Annotated in this window: 4 protein-coding genes; 2 read left to right on the forward strand and 2 right to left on the reverse strand. The window is 30.5% G+C overall.

All coding sequences use genetic code 11. The features are described from left to right. Positions 1–168 precede the first annotated feature (168 nt). Together GOQ24_RS11140 and GOQ24_RS11145 are read left to right on the forward strand one after the other, a co-directional pair. Positions 169–603, forward strand: coding sequence for an adenylyltransferase/cytidyltransferase family protein (locus tag GOQ24_RS11140; RefSeq protein ID WP_155093076.1), 435 nt, complete (start codon positions 169–171; stop codon positions 601–603). Between the two features lie 133 nt (positions 604–736). Beyond that, positions 737–2,134: a UDP-glucose 6-dehydrogenase gene (locus GOQ24_RS11145; RefSeq protein ID WP_160339716.1), complete on the forward strand. Its 1,398-nt coding sequence runs from the start codon at positions 737–739 to the stop codon at positions 2,132–2,134. Positions 2,135–2,287: 153 nt separating this feature from the next. On the opposite strand, the gene GOQ24_RS11150 is transcribed toward GOQ24_RS11145, so the two are convergent. Both GOQ24_RS11150 and GOQ24_RS11155 read right to left on the reverse strand, forming a co-directional pair. Next, positions 2,288–2,530, reverse strand: a complete 243-nt coding sequence (locus GOQ24_RS11150) for a hypothetical protein (protein ID WP_155093074.1) — start codon at positions 2,528–2,530, stop codon at positions 2,288–2,290. Between the two features lie 447 nt (positions 2,531–2,977). Further along, on the reverse strand, positions 2,978–3,241 hold the full coding sequence (locus GOQ24_RS11155; protein ID WP_155093073.1) for a hypothetical protein: 264 nt from the start codon (positions 3,239–3,241) through the stop codon (positions 2,978–2,980). Positions 3,242–3,993 lie beyond the last annotated feature (752 nt).

Here is a 3,993-nt window from a genome sequence, read left to right on the forward strand (position 1 = left end):
GATTAGAATACTTTGAGTTAATACATTGATTCCCTTGATGAGGAACTGCGAATTAGAAGTGTTTTGTAGTAAAAAAATTGGTTAGAAAAGGAAAGGTTATTAAGGAAAAAGTATGGTTTATTATTGTCCATTTAGTTAGAAACGAAAATAAACTAAGAAGAAATTATTATGAAAATAGGAATCACTTTTAGTGCATTTGATTTATTGCACGCAGGTCATGTAAAGATGTTAGAAGATGCTAAACGTCAATGTGATTACTTGATCGTTGGTTTGCAAACAGATCCAACACTTGATCGTCCAGAGAAAAACAAACCTACACAAACTGTTGTTGAAAGATACATTCAGTTAAAAGGTTGTAAGTTTGTAGATGAGATTGTTCCTTATGCAACAGAACAAGACTTAGAAGATATATTGCGTTCTTTTAAGATTGATGTTAGAATCTTAGGAGATGAGTATAAAGATAAGAACTTTACAGGTAGAGTTTACTGTGAAGAAAAAGGAATAGAGCTTTATTACAATTGTAGAGATCACCGTTTTTCAAGTAGTTCATTGCGCCGTGAAGTAGCTGAAAAAGAGAATAGTAAAGTGGTTAAATTAGGTTAATAGCCCATGGTAAGATATACAAAGCACAACAAGAGATTGTTGTGCTTTTTTTATTAATAGAACTTTTCTTTAAACTTTTTAGCTAAAGGTTAAAAAGATTAACTTGCAGGTTTAAATCTAAAATGGTTTGTAGATGTATAAGATTCAAAAGATATGTTGCATAGGTGCAGGCTATGTTGGTGGACCAACTATGTCTGTTATTGCGCAAAAGAATCCCCATATTCAAGTTACTGTGGTTGATGTTAATCAGCAAAGAATAAATGCGTGGAATAGTCAAAATATGGATGAACTTCCAATTTACGAGCCAGGACTTGGAGAAATAGTTTCACAAGTTAGAGGTCGTAATCTTTTTTTTGATACAGATGTTGATCGAGCTATAGAAGAGGCAGATATGATTTTTATTTCTGTTAATACCCCGACTAAAACTTATGGAAAAGGTAAGGGGATGGCTGCAGACCTTAAATATATTGAATTATGTGCAAGACAAATAGCACGTGTTTCTAAATCAAGTAAAATTGTTGTTGAAAAATCCACATTACCTGTTCGCACGGCTCAAGCCATCAAGCGCATCTTAGATCAAACCGGAAATGGTGTAGAGTTTCAGATATTGTCTAACCCTGAGTTTTTAGCAGAAGGAACAGCTATTAAAGACCTTTTAGAGCCTGATCGCGTGCTTATAGGTGGAGCTGAAACAGAAAGAGGTAATGAGGCTATAGAAGCACTTGCTTCGCTTTATAGAGCTTGGGTACCAAGTGATAGGATTTTAGCAACGAATGTGTGGTCATCAGAATTGTCGAAGTTAACAGCAAACGCTTTTTTAGCACAAAGAGTTTCTTCCATCAATGCTATTTCTGAATTGTGTGAGGTATCTGGAGCTAATGTAAATGAGGTCGCTAGAGCTATCGGTACTGACACTCGAATTGGCAATAGATTTTTAAAAGCTTCTGTTGGATTTGGAGGTTCGTGCTTTCAGAAGGATATTTTAAATTTAGTCTATATCGCTCAATCTTATGGTTTGGATGAAGTTGCCCAGTATTGGGAGCAAGTCATTATAATGAATGATCATCAAAAAAAGAGATTTTCTGAAAAAATTGTCACGACTTTATTTAATACAGTTAGTGACAAGAAGATTGCTTTTTTGGGATGGGCATTTAAGAAAGATACTAATGATACCAGGGAATCTGCCGCTATTTATATAGCTAACGAGTTAATAGAGGAACAAGCAAGTGTACACGTGTATGATCCAAAGGTGACACAGATGCAAATGTTGGCTGATTTGGACTATCTTAATGTACGCTCATGTGATATAAATTCCGAGCGGTTAATAGCCCATCAAGAGGCTTATAGTGCAATTGAAGGAGCGCATGCAATTGCAGTTTTAACCGAGTGGGATGAGTTTATTGGTTTGGATTGGAAAAGGATTTATCAGCAGATGCAAAAGCCTGCTTTTGTCTTTGATGGTCGAGGTATATTAGATCAAAAAGAATTAGAAAATATTGGTTTTGAAGTTTATACCATTGGTATTGGTTAAACTTTGAATAGTTATAAGTAAAAAGGCACCATTGTAAAGTGGTGCCTTTTTGTGTAAAGTTAGTAAGGAATTAAAATGTTAGGTTAGTTTATACTTACAAAACATTTTAAGAAGAGAGATATCTCTGATTATCTCAGTTTTCTAATTAAAAGATTAAAGATTAATTACATAATACTTTTTATTTCTCTTTATAAATGGAATAGGGGACATATTCTTAATAATCTTTTTAATTTGGAAGTTGTCCATGATTAGTTTCAGATGTAGTTCAGAATGTAATTCTTCCAAATAAAGAGAACGTTGGCCTTTTAATTTAGCTTGATCAATTTGGTCTTGCAATCTTTCATACTCAGAGTGTATGTTGAACTCAATTGCATTCTTTACAGATACAATTTTCATCGTTAAATAGGTGTTTGTTGTTATCTCAAATATAGCCAAAGGTAAATTGGAAAAGACCTTGTTCACTCAAGAAATTGTGCGTTCACCATTTTTAACAATAATATCATAATTGTTATTTTTAATCACAAAATGAGATTTATATGTGTTATTTTATATGAAATTAGATAAATAATTATTGTATTTTTTTATTTATCTTAATAGTACTTATGAATGTTAAAATTTATAGGTATTCGCAATTGACTAGTAAATTTTTAAAGCTGTTGTGCATAAAAAAATAGCTACCAATTCTGATAGCTATCATTTTGTAATTTACTCTATCTCTATTAGATAGGATAGAATTAGGGGGCTTTTATAGAATAGCTTTTATAAACGTATTTAATTCAAATAATAAGGTGTAAAGCGAAATTAAGATGATGTTATAGTGTTTATAAAAAGATCGATACTATTCTAAGATACATGTTCCATAGGAAAACGAATAGCGTAGTACTTTTTAGGTCTCCTGAGGAAAGAAAATAAAGTAGTTTTTTTAATAAACTTCTTAATCACATAGTTTTGTTTAATTAGATACATGTGATTCTGGTAAGAAAGAGTGTCTAAATAGATCACTTGTTCTCCTTTTTTCTTTGCTTTCTCTATTAATTGCTCAATTTCAGTAAGCTCTTTTAGCATACTGAAATCATCAATAGGGGTTTTGACTGAAACAATTTGCATATTATATTTATTTGTTAATAAGGTGTTTTTACAAATGTATAATAAATAGTATCAGTTAGTGAATATTAATCATTGTATTTGTGTTAAGTTTGAATTATTATTTGTTTTGCAGTTTTTTGACTATTTAACAAAATATTAAGAACTGTTTTTTGTTAAATAGACATATGTTTTTTGTTTTTTTATATATTTAATTTTAAATTTTCTATTTTTATCTTTATTTTATTGATTGTTTAATAAGATATATTGGTTAAATTCTGAAAGATATTCGGTATTAATACTGGCTTAATATATAATTCGCAAAATGATGTATAGATGTTGATCCTATTCCCTTTTTATATATATGTTTGGTTAACGTTAGTGCTTGATTAATAAGATAGTAATGGTAGCAGGTTTTCAGTGTGTTTTCTTTTGAAAGGTTTGGGGTAAACTATCATTTTGTATAATTCTTAGATTAATTTGAGTTTATCCTATTTGTAGCTTTTTTTGAAGTTTTACTTTGATATGTTTGGAATAATTAGTTGTTGCTTTACAGGTTTAAAAGCAAGTGAATATTTGAACCTTCTTAATTTTAATGGCGAGTTGGCTCAAGCTAAGACTTGTGTTAATTAGTTTATAGTAGTGAAGAGTTGATACTATTTATTTAAAACTATATTTTTAAAAATACGATATTGGGTAAAAAAAAACCAGTTATTGATTTTAATAACTGGTTTTATAATTCTTGAAATCTCCGTCTTGTTGCATTAGGTTGGACC

The organism is Myroides sp. LoEW2-1 (assembly GCF_009767705.1).
Classification (GTDB): Bacteria; Bacteroidota; Bacteroidia; order Flavobacteriales; family Flavobacteriaceae; genus Flavobacterium; species Flavobacterium album_A.